Raw genomic sequence first — 15752 nt, 5'->3', positions numbered from 1 at the left:
CGCGCAGCAGATCGTGAACAGGTTTTAATCGACGCCGACAAAGCCGCCAGTTTGATGCTGCCAGAGTCGTGCATAGAGGCCGCCTGCGGCGATCAGCTCACTGTGGCTGCCGGTTTCGACGATGCGCCCTTGGTCGATCACCACCAGGCGATCCATGCGTGCAATGGTCGACAGGCGGTGGGCGATGGCGATCACTGTTTTGCCTTGCATCAGGGTATCCAGGCTTTCCTGGATCGCCGCTTCGATTTCCGAGTCCAGCGCCGAGGTAGCTTCGTCCAGCACCAGGATCGGCGCGTCCTTGAGCAGCACACGGGCGATGGCGATGCGCTGGCGCTGGCCGCCGGAGAGTTTGACCCCGCGCTCGCCGATCTGCGCGTCGAAACCATGGCCGCCCATGCCGTCGTCCAGCAGCGGGATAAAGCTGTCGGCGCGGGCCTTGCGTACGGCGTCGAGCAACTCGTCTTCACTGGCCTCGGGTTTGCCGTAGAGCAGATTGTCGCGGATCGAGCGGTGCAGCAGCGAGGTGTCCTGGGTGACCATGCCGATCTGCGCGCGCAGGCTTTCCTGGGCCACCTCGGCGATGTTTTGACCGTCAATCAGGATGCGCCCGCTCTCCAGGTCGTAGAGGCGCAGCAGCAGGTTGGCCAGGGTTGATTTGCCGGCGCCGGACGGTCCGATCAGGCCGATCTTCTCTCCGGGTGCCACGGTCAGGCTGAGGCCAGCGATCACCCCGTTGCGCTTGCCGTAGTGAAAGTGGATGTTGTCGAACTGCACGGCGCCCTGGTTGACTTGCAGTGGTTTTGCTTCGGTCTGGTCGAGCACCTGGCGTGGCTGCACGATGGTTTTCATGCCGTCCTGCACGGTGCCGACGTTTTCGAAGATGCCGTTAACCACCCACATGATCCATTCGGCCATGCCGTTGATGCGAATCACCAGGCCCAGTGCCAGCGCAATGTCGCCAGTGCTGATCAGTTGCTGATCCCACAGCCACAGTGCCAGCGCGCCGGTGCCGACGATCAGCATGCCGTTAATGCAGGTGATCAGGAAATCCAGGGTGGTGATGATGCGCGACTGCAAGCGAACCTTGCCGAGCAGTTCCTGTATGGCTTCGCGGGCGTAATGTTCCTCGACCTGGGTGTGGGCGAAAAGCTTGAGCGTGGTGACGTTGCTGTAGCCGTCGACCACCCGGCCCATGACTTTCGAGCGCGCCGCCGAGGCCGCCGCTGAGCGTTCCTTGATACGCGGCACGAAGTACCAGAGCGCTGCGCAGTAGCCGACTATCCACAGCAGCAATGGCGCAATCAGGCGCAGGTCGGCGGCGGCAAACAGATACAGCGCGCTGGCGGCATACACCAGCACATGCCAGAGCGCGTCGACTACTTGCATCGCCGAGTCGCGCAGCGAAGGGCCGGTCTGCATGATGCGTTGGGCGATGCGCCCGGCGAAATCGTTCTGGAAGAAGCTCAGGCTCTGTTTGAGCACATAACGGTGGTTCTGCCAGCGGATCAGGTTGGTCAGGCCGGGGTTGATGGTCTGATGGGTCAACAGGTTGTGCAGGCCGAAGACCAGCGGGCGGATGACCAGCGCCACCAGCAACATCCACAGCAGCGTGTGCTGATGCTGTTCGAAAAACTCGCCACTTGAGGTGGTCTGCGTCATATCGATCAGCTGACCGAGGAAGCTGAACAGCGCCACTTCGATCAAAGCCGCGACGAAACCGACCACTAGCACAGCGATCATCAGCGGCCAGACCTGGCGCAAATAGTAGGCGTAGAACGCCAGCATGCCGGCCGGCGGCTCGATATCGGGGCTGGCTTTGAAAACGTCGATCAGGTGTTCGAAACGGCGGAACAGCATGTCAGGCATCCTGCCTAAATCAGGGAATAGCGCCCGATTCTAACAGGCTGTTGAAAAACTACCTGCGTTGCCATCGCGGCGTTAAAAACAAGCCCACAGCCGGAGGCTGAACGTGCTTTAGCACGGCTCCGAAGGGGTGAGCGAAGCGAATCAAATGCTCAGGAGGGTGTTGCGCAGAAAAAGGAGGGTTAAAACGCGCGGGGTGAGCAGGCTCACCCCGCGTGGGGTTATCAGAGACGCTTGGCGGCGGTGATCAGCACCGGCTCACTCGGGACGTTCTGATGGCCGCCGCGGTTGGCAGTCGGCACCTGGGCGATCTTGTCGACCACGTCCATGCCCTTCACCACTTTGCCGAACACCGCGTAACCGAAATCACGCGAGCCGTGGTCGAGGAAGGCGTTGTCCTTGTGGTTGATAAAGAACTGGCTGGTGGCGGAGTCGCGTACCTGGGTGCGGGCCATGGCCAGGGTACCGCGAACGTTGTGCAGGCCGTTGTCGGCTTCGTTCTTGATCGGCGCCTGGGTGTCTTTCTGCTGCATGTCGGCATCGAAACCGCCGCCTTGCACCATAAAGCCCGGAATCACCCGGTGGAACTGGGTGCCGGCGTAGTAGCCGCTGTCGACGTAGCTGAGGAAGTTGGCGGTGCTGATCGGCGCCTTCTCGGCATTCAGCTCGATCTCGATGTCCCCAAGGCTGGTGGTCAGCAGCACTTTTGGATTTTCGGCGGCGAGCAAGCTGCCGGCAAACAGGATGGAGCAGGCGGCGAGGGTGAGGGTCTTGAACATGCGGGGTCGTCCTTATTGTGGCTTGGCAGTGGGGGCGGCCTGTTCGACTTCGGCAAGGAAGGCTAGCAGGCTGCTGTTGAATTGTTCGGGTTGGTCCAGCGGTGTGGCGTGACGCGAGTCTTCGATTACCAGCAGACGCGCATTGGGCATTTCGTCAACGTAGGCCTGCTTTTGCGCCACCGGGGTGTAATCGCGGTCGGCCGTAACCACCAGAGTCGGACAGCTGATCCGTGTCAGGCGTTCCCGCACGCCCCAGCCGATAATCGCATCCAGGCTGGCTAGGTAAGCACGCTTGTCGTTCTGCGGCCAGCGCACCAGGATTTTCTGCCGTAGCTCTTCCTGCTCGGGTTTGGGGAACAGCAGTTTGCCCAGGGCTTTGGCAATGGTATCGAGGCTGAGCAGGCGCGACAGGCTCCAGCGTTTGGCAATCTCGATATAGTCGCGCGGGCTTTTCGCCTTCACTTCCGGGCCGCTGTTGACGATGCACAGGCTCTTCAGCAATTCGGGGCGATCCACCCCCAGCTGGAAGCCGATCATGCCGCCCATGGAGATGCCCACCAGATGCACCTGCGGCAGTTGCAGGTGCTCGATCAGCGCCGCCACATCCTCGGCGAAACCCTGGATGCTGTAGCGCTCGCGGGGTTTGTCCGAGCGGCCATGGCCGCGCACATCGAGGGCGATAACCCGGTAGTGACGAGCCAGCTCGGGAATCTGGTATTCCCAGTCGCGGGTGCTCGAACCGAGGCCGTGGACCAACAGCACGGGCGCGCCGTGGCCGTATTCCTCGTAGTGCAGCTGGCAGTCGTCGTTATCGAAAAATGACATCTACTGGACTCCTTATCAGGCTGAGGGCAGGGGCGCAGCAAAGGCTGCATTCAAAGGCGCTGCATCGAAGCGCTGGATCAGCTCGACGAGAATCTGCGTGGCCGGGCCCAGGGGCTTGTCCTTGTTTGAATAGAGGAAGAACAGCGGATTACGGCTGCCGCCCTGATCCAGCGGCAAGGGTTTGAGCAGGCCGTCCTTGAGTTCGCGCTCAATCATATGGCGCGGCAACCAGGCAAAGCCCAGGCCGTTGCTGACAAAGGTGGCAGCGGTGGCCAGGCTGCCGACCGTCCAGCGCTGTTCGGCGCCGAGCCAGCCAACGTCGCGCGGTTGCTGGCGCCCGGAATCGCGGATCACCACCTGCATCTGGGCTTCCAGATCCTGGAAGGTTACGACCCGCTGCAGGCGGTGCAGCGGGTGATCGGGGTGAGCCACGGCGACAAATTCCACGGTACTCATTTCCGCACCGAGAAAACCGGGGATATTCAGCGCGCTGATGGCCAGGTCGGCCATGCCGTCCTTGAGCACTTCTTCCACGCCAGACAACACTTCCTCGCGCAGGCGCACCCGGCAGCCACGGCTTTGCGGCATAAAGGCGGTCAGCGCGCGTACCAGGCGGGCGTTGGGGTAGGCGGCATCGACCACCAGGCGCACTTCGGCTTCCCAGCCCTGCTCCATATGATGGGCAAGGTCTTCCAGCTGGCTGGCCTGTTTGACCAGCTGCCGCGAGCGGCGCAGCAGCACGTCACCGGCTTCGGTGAGCACCGCTTTGCGCCCATCGATACGCAGCAGCGGTACGCCCAGTTGCTCCTGCATACGCGCCACGGTGTAGCTGACCGAGGATTGCGAGCGGTGCAGCACCTCGGCGGCCTGAGCAAAGCCGCCATGGTCGACCACTGCCTGCAGGGTGCGCCATTGGTCGAGGGTTACGCGGGGGGCTTTCATAATCGATTCCCGTACTTAGGGTGCAAATACCCACTCAATCAACCTAAACTGGCCGTCTTTTGCCGGAGACTGCCCTGATGAAAAAGCTCTGTTGTGCACTGCTGGCCTGCCTACCGCTGACTGTAATGGCCTACCCGATCGAGGTGGAGAAACAGCTCAATGGCGCTGAAGTCTCGGCCACCACCCAGGAAATTGACCACAACATGGGCGGTTTGCAGCTGTACAACTATGGCCGCAGCGATGCTAAGTGCACGGCGGTATTTCGCAACGGCCCGGAAGCGCCGCGCACCCGCAAGGTCGTCCTGCCCGCTGGTGACAGCAACAGCCTGGCGGTGAAGTTCAGCCGCAGCATTATCAAGCTGCGGGTCAAACTGACCTGCGAAATCAGCTAATCAGTACTTGGCCACACAACCCAGAGACTAAGCGCGGGTTGGCTATAAATCAAATTATTAGATTGTTTGGCGCAGTTATTTGCGCTTTTTAATCGGATTGTGTGCTCCTATTCTTTGCCCATCGACGTTCAACAACCCTTCGATGGAGCAAGCAACATGGCAAACGTCCTGGTAATTGAAAGCAGCGCTCGTCAGCAAGGTTCGGTTTCGCGTCAGCTGACAGCACAATTTATTGCCAACTGGTCGGCTGCCAACCCGGCCGATCAGATCAAGGTGCGTGACCTTGCGGTTGATCAGGTGCCGCACCTGGACGCCAACCTGCTGGGTGGCTGGATGACCCCGGCTGGGCAGCAAAGCGAGGCCGAGCAGGCTGCGTTGGCGCTGTCCAACCTGCTCACCGACGAGCTGCTGGCCGCCGATGTGCTGGTGCTGGCCGCCCCCATGTACAACTTCGCCATCCCCAGCACCTTGAAGGCTTGGCTCGACCACGTTTTGCGCGCCGGGGTGACCTTCAAGTACACCGAAACTGGCCCGCAAGGCCTGCTCAGCGGCAAGCGCGCCTTTGTCCTGACCGCGCGCGGCGGCATTTACGCCGGCGGTACGCAGGATCATCAGGAACCCTACCTGCGTCAGGCGCTGGCCTTTGTCGGTATCCACGATGTCAGCTTTATCCATGCCGAAGGCCTCAACCTGGGCGGCGACTTTATGGAAAAGGGTCTGAACCAGGCCAAGGCACAACTGGCCCAGGCCATCTGATTTTCCGCTGCACACTGCTCTCCTGGCGTCCGGTGCTCCTGGGCGTCTCTGCCCGCTCTGCTGATGCAGCGCGGGCTTTTTTATGCGCTGCATTTTTGCGCTGTACGGCTGTTTAAGTGCCTGGCTGTGTCGCTTTGCGGCTGTGGTCTTAACTACAAGCCAGGCAAGATGTCGGGGTTGGATTGAGCAGGGTGATGTGATGCAGCTGTCTGGGCGCGGTGTGGCGCTGTCGATTATTGCCTCGGTGTTGTTTGCCGTGGTGCCCGGCTATGTGCGGCTGTTGGCGCCGCTGGATGGCTTGCAGGTGTTTGCCCAGCGGGTGCTCTGGTCGATACCGGCGGTATTGCTGCTGATTACCCTGTCGCGGCAATGGCCGATGCTGCTCATGGCCTGCGGCCGCGTGCGGCGCGAGCCATTACTGCTTGCCAGCTTGCCGCTGGCGGCGCTGCTGATGGGTATTCAGTGGGCGCTGTTTGTCTGGGCGCCGCTGGCCGGGCGCATGCTGGAAGTGTCGCTGGGCTACTTCCTGCTGCCATTGGCCATGGTGCTCGCCGGGCGGGTGTTCTATGGCGAGCGGCTGCGGCCGTTGCAGCGTTTGGCAGTATTCTGCGCCTTGCTTGGCGTGGCCCATGAACTGTGGCTGACCCAGGCGTTCTCCTGGGTGGTGATGGTCACGGTGCTGGGGTATCCGCCGTATTTCATGCTGCGCCGCTGGATGCGTCTGGACGCCTTGTCCGGTTTTGCCTTCGAGATGCTGTTTATGGCGCCGGTGGCGATCTGGCTGGTGCTGCAATGGAGCCCGCCGCAGCTGTTCAGCCAGGCGCCGCAGTTGTGGTGGCTGCTGCCGGGGCTGGCAATCCTCAGTTCTCTGGCGTTTGCCGCGATGATGGCTGCCAGTCGCCTGCTGCCAATGGGTTTGTTCGGCATTCTCAGTTATGTCGAGCCGGTGCTGCTTTTTCTGGTAGCGCTGCTGTTTCTTGGCGAGCAATTCAACAGCGCGCAATGGCTGACCTATCTGCCGATCTGGTTGGCGGTGGTTTTGGTCGGCTGGGACAGTGCACGACTGCTGATCAAGCAGGCAAGGCAAGGTTTATAGGTCATTGCCCAGAAGGCTTTCCGGCAGTACGTGATAATGCAGCTGTACTACGCCGCTGCTGAAGCTGCGTTGTTCATGCAGTTTCAGGCTGCGCTCCAGACCGCTGGCGAACATTGGAATGCCGGCGCCCAGCAGATAAGGCACCAGGCTCACCACCAGCTCGTCGAGCAGCCCTGCGGCGAAACAGTTGCCGGCCAGCGAACCGCCGCCGACCAGCCAGATACGCTCATAGCCTTGTTCGGCCAGCTGCGCCAGGGCTTCGCTCGGCGTGCAATGGCGCATGCTCACGCCATCCGGTAATTGTTCGTGCGGATAACGAGTCAGTACCAGGCAGGGTTTGCCGAGGTAGGGCCAATCACCTTGGTAGTTCAGCAGCGTGTCGAAGGTCATACGGCCCATCAGCAGAGCGTCGATGCCGTCATAAAAAGCGTGGTAACCGTGGTCGTCGCCAGCAGCCTGGATGGTTTCCAGCCAATCGACCCGGCCATCCGGGCGAGCGATATAGCCGTCCAGGCTGGCGGCTACGTAGTAGATCAGGGTGGATTTCATGCTAAGCCCCCAAACACAGGCGAAGGGCCCGGCTGAAGCCCCTGATCAGTGGAGTGGCAATAGGGGGCAAAGTTTCCTGGCGATCTTCAATCCAGCACGTTCTGCAAGATTTCGTAGATCAGCCCTGTAGCCAGGGCTACCAGCACCACGTCGGTGCCAGCCTGCCGCCACTCATAGCCCTCGTAGTGCGGCAGTTGGCCGAGCAGGCGATTGTCGAAACGCTTGGCGATGCCTGGCGGCAGGGGCTTGCCGCGCGCCAGATTCTTGCGAATACCCGGTGGCAGAGACTGGGCTGGGCCGATCAGGTCGCGGTTATCGCCAAGGATGATGCGCACCTGGCCAATGTCGATGCTCGGGCCCCTGATGTCGACGCGCACATCGCTGTCATCGCCATGTTTGTGGGCTTTGTCATGTTTGGGCGCGGCGTCGGCGTTAGCGAGTGCTAGCACCAGGCCAAGGCCGGTTAATAACAGGGGCAGCGAGCGGGACATGGCAGAACTCTGTAGCGAGGTATGAACTTTGGAGGTCGGCCTGATGCTAAGGTTCCTCAGGCCGTCTTCGCCGTGGTGGCGGTCATAATGCGCAGTATGGCATTGAGCAGCATGCCGTAGAGCGGTACGAACAGCAGCAGGCTGACCACCAGTTTGACCCCGTAATCCACTGTGGCGATTTCCACCCAGTGCTCGGCCATAAACGGGTTGCTGCTGTTCCAGAACGCCACCGAGAAGAACGCGTAGGTGTCAAGCAGGTTACCGAAGATGGTCGACACGGTTGGCGCTACCCACCACAGCGACAGCTGGCGCAGGCGGTCGAATACCTGAATATCGAGAAACTGTCCCAGCACGTAGGCGAGGAAGCTGGCGATGGAAATGCGCAGCACGAACTCGTTGAACTCCAGCAAGGCGCCGAAGCCGCGAAAGCTGGCTTCCTGAAACAGCACCGAGACGATGTAGGAAATCAGCAGCGCCGGCAGCATCACCCGGGCAATCACCCGGCGCGCCGCCTGTTTGCCGAGCAGGCGTACGGTCAGGTCGGTGGCCAGGAAGATAAACGGGAAGCTGAACGCGCCCCAGGTGGTGTGCCAGCCAAACAGAGTGATGGGCAGCTGCACCAGGTAGTTGCTGGCGATGATGATCAGGATATGAAACAGCACCAGTGCGATAAGTGCATTACGCAGGCGCTGAGGGGCGGTAATTAGCATGACGGAACCTTTTTGCTGAATGGGGTTAGGGAACCCATGCCACCCGGAATTGAATGGCGGCGCGCATTCTACCGGCGCGATGCCGTAGATGCGTAGTGGTCTGACGGGAGGCGTCGATCTGCGTTGTTTCTACCTCCTGCCGTACGGTTGCAAACCAGGCTACAGACGCCGTTGGCCAGGCCGTTCGGGCTTTTAGCCGGCAGAACCGGTAATCTATGTCGCTGTATTGCTGATTTTTTGTCGAGGTATACCCGTGTTTTCCCAATTCGCCCTGCATGAACGCCTGCTCAAAGCCGTGGCCGAGCTTAATTTTGTCGAGCCCACCCCGGTGCAGTTGGCGGCCATTCCGCTGGCGCTGCAAGGAAAAGACTTGCGGGTTACCGCGCAAACCGGCAGCGGCAAAACCGCAGCCTTTGTGCTGCCCATGCTCAATCGCCTGCTCGGCGATGGTGCTTCCCAGCCGCGCATGAGCGTGCGCGCGATGATCCTGCTGCCGACCCGCGAGCTGGCGCAGCAGACCCTCAAGGAAGTCGAGCGCTTCGCTCAGTTCACCTTCCTCAAGGGCGGGTTGATCACCGGTGGCGAAGACTTCAAGGTGCAGGCCGCCATGCTGCGCAAGGTCGACATCCTGATCGGCACGCCAGGCCGTCTGATCGAACACGCCAACGCCGGCAACCTGCTGCTCGATGAAGTCGAAGTGCTGGTGCTCGATGAAGCCGACCGCATGCTCGACATGGGCTTTGCCGAGGACGTACAGCGTTTGTCCGAGCTGTGTAATGCCGACCGCCAGACCCTGCTGTTCTCCGCGACCAGTGGCGGCGCAGTGCTGCGCGAAGTGGTCGGCAAGGTGTTGAAAGAGCCTGAGCATCTGCAGCTCAACCGCGTCAGTCAGCTCAATGAAGGTACCCGTCAGCAGATCATCACCGCTGACCATAACCACCACAAAGAGCGTCTGGTCGAGTGGTTGCTGAAAAACGAGACCTACGACAAGGCGATCATCTTCACCAATACCCGCGTCCAGGCTGACCGCCTGTATGGCAAGTTGGTTGCCCACGACTTCAAGACCTTTGTGTTGCACGGTGAGAAGGACCAGAAGGATCGCAAGCTGGCCATCGACCGCCTCAAGCAGGGCGCGGTGAAGATTCTTGTGGCCACCGATGTGGCCGCCCGCGGCCTGGATGTTGACGGCCTGGACCTGGTGATCAACTTCGATATGCCGCGTTCCGGCGACGAGTACGTGCACCGCATCGGCCGTACCGGTCGTGCTGGCGCCGAAGGTCTGGCGATCTCGCTGATCTGCCATAACGACTGGGCGCTGATGTCGAGCATCGAGCGCTACCTCAAGCAGCGCTTCGAACGCCGTAATATCAAGGACCTCAAGGGCATCTACCAAGGCCCGAAAAACCTCAAGGCGTCCGGCAAGGCGGTTGGCCCGAAGAAGAAAAAGGTCGACCCGAAAACGGGCAAGAAGCTCCCCACGAAAAAGCCTGCAGCCAAGGCGCCGAAGCGCAACACCATCAACCGGCCGAAACCCGATGCGCCAGTGCTGGTCAGCCAGGACGGCCTGGCCCCGCTGAAACGCCGCGCTCCAACCGCCGAGTAAGCCAATGGTTTGGCGTCTGGGCCTGTTCGCCGCGCTGGCTGTGGCCGCGCAGGCGCAGGGCGCGGTACACAAATGCGTGCAGCCTGACGGTGTGGTGCTCTACACCGATCAGCCCTGCAGCATTGCGCACAGCAACCTGGCCTTGAGTGTCAGCGACTACGCCAGTTACCCGCCGTTGCTGCAGGGTGTTGCGCAGCTCTGGCACGAACGGGTTCAACCGTTGCTGGTCGGGGTCGATCTTCTCTCTTTGCTAGCGCTGCTTTACGGGCTGATGAGCCTGGTCTGCTTTATCGCCTATTACCGCGACAAACAATGCGCCATCAAAGGCCAGCAGCGCACGCCCGAGGCGCGCCTGCATCTGTATGAGTTATTGGGCGGCTGGCCCGGCGGGTTGCTGGCGCAGCGGCTGATTCGGCACAAGAACCGCAAGCTGAGTTATCAGCTGCTGTTCTGGTTGATCGTTCTGCTGCACTTGTCCCTGGCGGGGCTGGTGCTGTGGTTGATCAATACGCCAGCAGGCAGCTGAAGACGGCGGGCTTTCCGCCGTCTGCCGCTTGATCCTTACTTCGGTACGATCAAGATCTTGCCATCGCGCTCGCCACTGGCGGCGGCCGCCACGGCTTGCTTGATTTCGCTGACGTCATAGGTGGCAGCGACACGGGTGTGCAGTTTGCCGCTGGCAATCAACTGCACCAGTTCACCAAACACCTTCATCTGCTCGGCCTGGCTGGCGTTCTGGAACCACTTGGCCAGCCAGAAACCGCGCAGGCTGACGTCGCGAAACACGAACGAGGCGGGCGATACCTGGCATGGTTGGCGGCTCATCATGCCGTAGTTAACCAGCACGCCGCCGTCGCACAAGCTGGCAGCCAGGTGGTCGGTAGACTCGCCGCCTACGGCATCAATACCCAAACGCACGTTTGCACCGCCAGTGGCTGCGCGCACGCGCTTGGCCAAGTCAGGCCCATCAACCAGCACCACATCACCGCCTTCGGCCTCAACGCCGGCTACTGCCGACTCACGGCGTACCACGTTGATGGTTTTGAAGCCGCGCAGCTTGGCCAACTGGATCAGGTAGCTGCCGACGCCTGAGTTGGCAGCGTTCTGGATCACCCAATCGCCGGGCTTGAGGTCGACGAATTCACTGAGCATCAGGGATGCGGTCGGCGGGTTGACTGTGAGCATCGCCAGTTGTTGCGGGTCAGCTTCCGGCAGGGGAATAAGTTTATTGGCCGGTGCATTCAAATGGCTGACCCAGGTGCCGCAGCCAACCGGCAACAGCACCATCTGGCCGACCTTCAGGTTGCCGACCTCAGCGCCGAGCGCTTCCACTCGGCCAACCCCTTCGTTGCCGCCAATCGCTGGCAGCGGTGGCAACATGCCGTATTCGCCGGTCAGGGTAAGCACATCGGACGGGTTGATCGGCGCCGCCAGCACCTTGATGCGTACTTGGCCTGCGCCAGGCTCCGCTAACTGCAGAGCAACGGCGGCGATTACTTCCTGAGGAGCGGGGCCGCGGGTTTGATACTCGGCTTTAAGCATGGGAATTCTCCGGTAGTGGCTGAACAAAGTGGCTGAAGTCTAGACCGGAGTGGCCAAGGTGCGACGAATCCTCCGTTATCGATGCGGGTGATTGGCTGCGGTGAGCAAACCGAGTGGCGGCTAGTTTGGGGCGTCTTGCATCTCATCGCCGGCTTCTTCCAGTTCCTTGATGCGCTGGTCGTAGCCTACGCAAGCGTTTTCCGGCTGGTCAGAGGAAGTATCGGGTGAGGTTTACTTCAGTTCTGCGCGCAGCTATTCCGCGCGGGCAGGGTCTTTTCCGGTGATCTCTGCAACTTTGGCTGCGAGTTGCCCGGCTTTGGCGATCGCCTCCTCGGAACTGCACGAAGCGTAGGCCTTGCTCTGGGCAAATAGAGCGAAGGCAGCGCAAAGGCTCAGAGCGGTTTTACTGGGCAGAGTGATCTTTCTGGCAATGTCCTCGCGGGAGAACAGGCTTGCGTCTTCGGTTGCGTGCGCTTGGCTGACGAAAGTTCAGGTCGAACCTAAGCGGGCCTGGGTTGGTCGGAAATTAGGAGGGCGAGGTGCAATAACGCCTGAGAGCTAATTCCGAGTAATCAATCTCCGCGATAGGGCAATGCAGAGTCAGGTCATAGCCGGCTATGCTGGGCACTGGTTTAACTCGGGTATCGCCATGAAGTGGTTGTGGGTCTGTTGTGTGCTGTCGTGCAGCCTGAATGTCTCGGCGCAAGCCTTGCGTGTAGGCTTTGGTACGCACAAGCCGCCGTATATCTTCGAGAGTGAAGCCCGCGGCCTGGAGTACGACATCGTGATGACTGCCGCGCAGCGCGGCGGGCTGGAACCGGTGGCGTACTTCGCGCCGATGGAACGCTTGAATCTGATGCTGAGCAAAGGCCAGATTGATGTTATTGCCACTACCAACGAACGCAACGGCGGTTCTATTTTCTATTCGGATGTCTATATCCGTTACCAGAACGTTGCGGTGGCCTTGCGTTCACGAAACCTGGATATCCAACGCATCAGTGACCTGGGCGGCTACTCGGTAAATGCCTTCCAGCGTGCGCGCTTTCTGCTTGGCAGTGAGTTTCAGGCCATGGCTGAAAACAACCCGCGCTATCGTGAGGAAGCCTTTCAGATCGCCCGCAACCGCATGCTCTACAGCGGTCGGGTGGATGTGGTGGTGTCGGATATGCGCATTCTGCGTTACTTCAATCGCGAGGTGTATACCCAGGTCGATGTGACGCAGCCGCTGACCCTGTACCCGATTTTTTCGCCCACGGACTACAAGCTGGGCTGCCGCCTGCAGGTCGATTGCGAGCGCTTCAATCAGGGTTTGGCGGCGATTCGGGAGAATGGTGAGTACACGACCATCGAGCGCCGTTACGCTGTGTATTGAAGGCCTGTGATTGTCGTCACTGGCTGACGGGCGCCACTTCTTCCAGGCTTTCTTGCGCAGCGAGCAGCTCCTCCTCGCTGGGCATGGGCAAGCTGCTGACGCTGAAATCAACAATCTCGATTGCACCCTGACCCTGGCCCAGCAGGTGGAAGGAGAACGCCTTGCGTGCTTGCGGGTTGTCGAAGGTGAAGCTGACCTGGACGGGTTTGTCGCGTGTCAGCAGTGGCAGCGTTGGGATCGCCACGTCGACATCGCGGTCGTACTCCTTGGTTTTCAATTGCAGCGTGGCGCCTTTTTTATCCATACGCAGGGCGCGGATTTTCAGGGTGACGGTGGTCTGGGTAGCTGCACCCAAGGTCAGGTACTGCGCGCCCACCAGGTTGTCTGCCCAATCATCACTGACGCTGGGTTTTAGCCTGATAGGCTGCTGGTTGGCGAACTGATAGCTTTGCTTGATCTGACCACCATTGCTCAGTGACTGGTCAAGCAGGGCCGCTTGCTGGCTGATCAGGCGTGCCGGTTTGCCGCTGAAGCGGCCCAGGTAGCGTGCGCTGTCGGCAATAAAGCCAGGGCTAGCGTAGCGCCGGCAGACATTCTGGAAGTCGCACTCGGTCAGCGTGCCGTTGCCGTCATGCTGGCGTAGCAGGCCGTTGGTGTAGGAGATGATCTCGCGGCCCGTGGCGTAGTCGCGTAGCAATGAACGGCCGGCGATATTGCTCGGTACCGGGAAGGCGAAGTAGTCGAGCACCGACGCTGTCAGATCGACATGGCCATACACGCCTTGCTTGATGGCGGGCAGTTGCGCCTGCTCGGGCGCCAACAGCAAGTTGAAGCCCCAGGCCGAAGCCAGACGGACGTTTTCCAGGCCGTGGGATTCATCCGAGGTGACGATCACCAGGGTGTCTTTCATCACGCCCTGTTTTTCCAGCGCGTTGAGAAAGTCAGCAACTGCATCGTCCAGGTAGGCAATCGCCGCCAGCTTGGCGTTAGGGTGGCGGTCCAGGTAGTCCTGCGGGGCGGAGTAGGGCTGGTGAGTACCCACGGTCAGCAGGGTCAACATCCAGGGCTGACGCTTTTTGCGCAGCTGTTGCACGTAACCCAGCGCGCCTTCGAAGTAGGCCTTATCGTCCATGCCCCAGGGGAAATCGATATAGGGCTTGTTCTTGAACCAGTCGCGGCCCAGGGTCTTGTCGAAACCCATCTGCGGCATGATCTGGTCTTTGGCCATAAAGCGCAGCCCGGCCCCTTGCAGGAAGTGCGTGCTGAGGCCGCGTTCGCGCAGTTGTGCGGGCAGGCATTGTTCACTGCGCGCTGGGTTGTTGAGCAGTTCGACGCCTTTCGGGGTACCGGAGTCGAGTTTGTTGTAATCGCCGCAGAGCATGGCATAGAGGCCGCGGATGGTCTGATGACCATGCAGCACGTAGTCAGTGGTGAGCATGCCGCGCTCGGCCCACTGGCTCAGGCGCGGCATCGGGTCTTGCGCGTAGCTGCTACCAATGGCCTGACGGCTGGCTTGCAGGTAGGCACCGGTTACGCCTTCCAGGGTGATGATCAGGACGTTGCGGGCGCTGCCGGCTTGCTTGAGCAGCGGCGTACCGTGCAGATCCAGCTGATTCAGGCTGCGGATGTCGGGTGGGCTGCTCGGCTCATCACCCGCCAGCCAGTCGGCCAGGTATTGCTGGCTGCTATTGGTACTTTCCGCCAACAGCTTGTGCGCCAGGTTGAACTGCAACCATTGGTCAGCTTCGCTGGGTTTGAATTGCTGGCCGGCTGTGTGCACGGCAAGCAGTGCCAGCGGTAGCAGCAGCCATCTGCGTGCAAATGGCGCGGCGCGGCGCGGTGTTTGTACGCTGCGCAGGCCCAGGTAAAGCGCCACCAGAACGGCCATGGCGATAGCCAATAGAGGCTGGCTCAAGCCGCTGCCCTGGGTCGAATGGCTGACGAACTGCGCATCGCCCAGGTATTGCAGGTCGGCCGGCTCCGGCATGCGCCCCACTGCATTGACCAACTCGGCGGTGCTCAGGGTAAAGATGCACCAGGTCAGCAACAGGGCAATGCTCAGCAGCCAGGAGCGTTGGTGCAGGACTACCACCAGCAAACTGCCGATCGCCAGGTCAGACAGATAGCCATAAGCGTGCGACCAGCCCAGCGCGTAGCGGCTAAGCAATGGCAGGGCGAGTAATAACAAACCGAGGGTCAGCAGGGCGCTGGAAGGGTGTCGCAGCCAATTGCAGGTAACGCGCACGGGTACTCCTGGGGCGATTGCCATCGTTCAGCAGTGGCAATGCCGAAACAGCCGCAAAATGCGGGCTGACATGATTCTGAAACAAGCTTGTGCTAAGCGCCAGTAGGCGGGGCGCAAAAGGGCAAAACAACTGATGTCGTAATGGGGAAGGAAGCGAGGGATTGGGAGGGGTTATGCACTGGCCAGCGCCTTGTCATTGCGAGCAAAGCGCTGCATGGCCAGAAAGCGTTACTTTTTACCGATGGTGATCTGCTTGGTGGTGCCGTACACCTGGCCGCTGACGCCTTTGGCAATTTGCTGAATTTCCCCGCCGGATTTCAGGAAGGCTTCGATCTGTGCGTCGATCGAGGCGCTGGTTTCCACGGCTGGAGCCGGCTTGGGTTTGCTGTTGGATGCTTTTACGCGCATGACGGCCATTAACCTATTTAAAAATTAATTTGGCCGCGCATGATACTCGAAACGCTTGACAATTGCTTGGTAAATAAAGCTCGGATGTAACGATATGCCGTGAAATTATTCTGCGAATAGTCCGAATAATTAGCGAATATGCCAGTAAGTGATTGTTTTAATAAGAATAGATAATTCGT

The 15752-nt window shown here is 60.3% G+C and carries 15 protein-coding genes and 2 pseudogenes; 7 read left to right on the top strand and 10 right to left on the bottom strand.

What is annotated here, in order from left to right; all coding sequences use genetic code 11:
* Nucleotides 1-24 precede the first annotated feature (24 nt).
* From RHP75_RS15065 to RHP75_RS15050, 4 genes are all read right to left on the bottom strand, one after another.
* Nucleotides 25-1857, bottom strand: a complete 1833-nt coding sequence (locus RHP75_RS15065; protein ID WP_311088900.1) for an ABC transporter ATP-binding protein — start codon at nucleotides 1855-1857, stop codon at nucleotides 25-27.
* A 230-nt stretch (nucleotides 1858-2087) separates the two neighbouring features.
* Nucleotides 2088-2642 (bottom strand): peptidylprolyl isomerase, encoded by a 555-nt coding sequence (locus RHP75_RS15060; RefSeq protein WP_311088899.1) that lies wholly within the window; start codon nucleotides 2640-2642, stop codon nucleotides 2088-2090.
* 12 nt (nucleotides 2643-2654) lie between these two features.
* Nucleotides 2655-3467, bottom strand: a complete 813-nt coding sequence (locus tag RHP75_RS15055) for an alpha/beta hydrolase (protein WP_311088898.1) — start codon at nucleotides 3465-3467, stop codon at nucleotides 2655-2657.
* 15 nt (nucleotides 3468-3482) lie between these two features.
* Nucleotides 3483-4409, bottom strand: a complete 927-nt coding sequence (locus RHP75_RS15050; protein ID WP_311088897.1) for a LysR family transcriptional regulator — start codon at nucleotides 4407-4409, stop codon at nucleotides 3483-3485.
* A 77-nt stretch (nucleotides 4410-4486) separates the two neighbouring features.
* Here RHP75_RS15050 and RHP75_RS15045 point away from each other — a divergent pair, with 77 nt between their 5' ends.
* The 3 genes from RHP75_RS15045 (at nucleotide 4487) to rarD (ending at nucleotide 6653) form a co-directional block, all read left to right on the top strand.
* The gene (locus RHP75_RS15045; protein WP_311088896.1) at nucleotides 4487-4801 is read left to right on the top strand and encodes a 3-phosphoglycerate kinase; all 315 of its coding nucleotides are present in this window, start codon (nucleotides 4487-4489) and stop codon (nucleotides 4799-4801) included.
* Nucleotides 4802-4957: 156 nt separating this feature from the next.
* Complete coding sequence (locus RHP75_RS15040; RefSeq protein WP_311088895.1) at nucleotides 4958-5557, top strand: FMN-dependent NADH-azoreductase; 600 nt, start codon at nucleotides 4958-4960, stop codon at nucleotides 5555-5557.
* 199 nt (nucleotides 5558-5756) lie between these two features.
* Nucleotides 5757-6653 (top strand): EamA family transporter RarD, encoded by an 897-nt coding sequence (gene rarD / locus RHP75_RS15035; RefSeq protein WP_311088894.1) that lies wholly within the window; start codon nucleotides 5757-5759, stop codon nucleotides 6651-6653.
* On the opposite strand, the gene RHP75_RS15030 is transcribed toward rarD, so the two are convergent.
* From RHP75_RS15030 to RHP75_RS15020, 3 genes are all read right to left on the bottom strand, one after another.
* Nucleotides 6648-7202: a dihydrofolate reductase family protein gene (locus RHP75_RS15030; protein ID WP_311088893.1), complete on the bottom strand. Its 555-nt coding sequence runs from the start codon at nucleotides 7200-7202 to the stop codon at nucleotides 6648-6650. The two genes, rarD and RHP75_RS15030, sit on opposite strands and share 6 nt — an antisense overlap.
* Nucleotides 7203-7288: 86 nt before the next feature.
* Nucleotides 7289-7693 (bottom strand): anti-virulence regulator CigR family protein, encoded by a 405-nt coding sequence (locus RHP75_RS15025; protein WP_311088892.1) that lies wholly within the window; start codon nucleotides 7691-7693, stop codon nucleotides 7289-7291.
* Nucleotides 7694-7749: 56 nt separating this feature from the next.
* Nucleotides 7750-8403, bottom strand: coding sequence for a 7-cyano-7-deazaguanine/7-aminomethyl-7-deazaguanine transporter (locus RHP75_RS15020; RefSeq protein ID WP_311088891.1), 654 nt, complete (start codon nucleotides 8401-8403; stop codon nucleotides 7750-7752).
* 253 nt (nucleotides 8404-8656) lie between these two features.
* Here RHP75_RS15020 and RHP75_RS15015 point away from each other — a divergent pair, with 253 nt between their 5' ends.
* From RHP75_RS15015 to RHP75_RS15005, 3 genes and pseudogenes are all read left to right on the top strand, one after another.
* Nucleotides 8657-10006 (top strand): DEAD/DEAH box helicase, encoded by a 1350-nt coding sequence (locus tag RHP75_RS15015; protein WP_311088890.1) that lies wholly within the window; start codon nucleotides 8657-8659, stop codon nucleotides 10004-10006.
* Between the two features lie 4 nt (nucleotides 10007-10010).
* Nucleotides 10011-10082, top strand: a pseudogene (locus RHP75_RS15010) (hypothetical protein); the annotation flags it as partial.
* A 180-nt stretch (nucleotides 10083-10262) separates the two neighbouring features.
* Nucleotides 10263-10532 (top strand): annotated as a pseudogene (locus RHP75_RS15005) (DUF1294 domain-containing protein); the annotation flags it as partial.
* 35 nt (nucleotides 10533-10567) lie between these two features.
* Here RHP75_RS15005 and RHP75_RS15000 read toward each other — a convergent pair.
* Complete coding sequence (locus tag RHP75_RS15000) at nucleotides 10568-11548, bottom strand: zinc-dependent alcohol dehydrogenase family protein (protein WP_311088889.1); 981 nt, start codon at nucleotides 11546-11548, stop codon at nucleotides 10568-10570.
* A gap of 592 nt (nucleotides 11549-12140) precedes the next feature.
* Here RHP75_RS15000 and RHP75_RS14995 point away from each other — a divergent pair.
* Nucleotides 12141-12920 (top strand): transporter substrate-binding domain-containing protein, encoded by a 780-nt coding sequence (locus tag RHP75_RS14995; protein WP_311088888.1) that lies wholly within the window; start codon nucleotides 12141-12143, stop codon nucleotides 12918-12920.
* Between the two features lie 16 nt (nucleotides 12921-12936).
* Here RHP75_RS14995 and RHP75_RS14990 read toward each other — a convergent pair whose 3' ends face one another.
* Together RHP75_RS14990 and RHP75_RS14985 are read right to left on the bottom strand one after the other, a co-directional pair.
* Nucleotides 12937-15165: an LTA synthase family protein gene (locus RHP75_RS14990; RefSeq protein WP_311088887.1), complete on the bottom strand. Its 2229-nt coding sequence runs from the start codon at nucleotides 15163-15165 to the stop codon at nucleotides 12937-12939.
* Between the two features lie 228 nt (nucleotides 15166-15393).
* Nucleotides 15394-15582, bottom strand: coding sequence for a hypothetical protein (locus tag RHP75_RS14985; RefSeq protein WP_169852821.1), 189 nt, complete (start codon nucleotides 15580-15582; stop codon nucleotides 15394-15396).
* Nucleotides 15583-15752: the final 170 nt, after the last annotated feature.

Source organism: Pseudomonas sp. SG20056 (genome assembly GCF_031764535.1).
Lineage (GTDB): Bacteria > Pseudomonadota > Gammaproteobacteria > Pseudomonadales > Pseudomonadaceae > Aquipseudomonas.
The sequence above is the reverse complement of the archived record's forward strand: the minus strand, read 5'-3'. Positions and strand labels throughout refer to the sequence as shown.